The sequence below is a fragment of the Prevotella sp. MGM2 genome, assembly GCF_002933955.1.
Lineage (GTDB): Bacteria > Bacteroidota > Bacteroidia > Bacteroidales > Bacteroidaceae > Alloprevotella.
The window spans coordinates 1-1,196 of sequence record NZ_BEWW01000202.1; the positions used below are offsets into that span (position 1 = coordinate 1).

The window sequence follows — 1,196 nt, forward strand, 5'->3', positions numbered from 1 at the left end:
CACCTTGCCCCTTGTATTTGCTCCGGACGGTGTTGAAGCGATAGCGCAAGGTCACTTCAAAACGGCGGCTGTCTGATTCTGACTTCTGCACAAAGCGCGAGCGTTCCATCAGGATATTGACCGTCTGGTTGCTGTGAAGCAAATCCTGACCGCGGAGTGTGACGGTAAGAGCGTCTTTCATGAATGTCTTGGAAAGTGATACGTCAAGCCAGTGCACGACATTCGAGATACAGACATTCTGATATTCTCCGCGGCTCTGAAAACGATAGTCCGCATTGAAGACCAACCCGCCGGGAAGGGTGAAGGCATTGTTCCACGCACCAACAAACATCGGATTGTCGAATTTTCTCATACTGCCCAAAAACGGCATTTCCAATCTGCTCTGAACTATCACAGCAGTGAAATTCGGATGCCACAAACCTATTTTCGGAGCGGCGGTAAGCATAGCCTGCAATGTAGGGAATGACTTGTTGATGTGTGAGATCTTTGTCGTTGACGGCCGCTCTGGCAGTGATGTTCCCCAAAAGATAATGGCATCTTTTTCCTGACGGAACGTCAACACACCTTGCAGAAACTTCCACACACCGGTGAGCGTCACATCGTGTGTCACGGTAGGGCGCAATGTGGGGTTACCTCCCTGCAGGAGAAACCGGTTGCCGTAAGTGACATTGTTGCTCAGCTGCATATACTCCGGACGCCGGGTTTTAGCCGTATAGGCAGCCATGATCTGTACACGCCCTATAGCTGTGGCCAGCGAGAGTGACGGAAACAGGTTGCTGAACACACGGCTTTGGTCATTGCTGCGCACATGATTTTCAAAATAGTCGAATCTGACGTTTTCATAACGCAAACCGGCCGACACCTGTCCAAGTCCTTTCACCTGACGGGCATATTCCGCAAAACCTGCGGCATTTTGCTCCTTCAACTGCGAACGGGCTGTATTCACACCCCAATCATTCACAGGCACGAGGTAATCGTCGTGACGGTTCGTAAAGGTATATTGTCCGCCCACAGTGAGCCGGCCACCCCAAATGGGCAACTGATATTGCGCCTTGCCTGCCACAAGGCGGTTGCGCACGTTGTTGAGCGAATGCACCAGGCGGTCGTCATGTTCCGCACTGTTCTCCGCTGTCTGTTGGTCATCGGAGGAGCCATCGGCATAGAAGTCCACATCTGCGGTAATTTCGCCCCGGCCC

Annotated in this window: 1 protein-coding gene; it reads right to left on the bottom strand. The window is 52.3% G+C overall.

Annotated elements, in window-relative coordinates; translation table 11 throughout:
• On the bottom strand, window positions 1–1,196 hold a 1,196-nt coding region (locus tag C5S62_RS04930), incomplete at both ends, for an outer membrane beta-barrel family protein (RefSeq protein ID WP_133159506.1).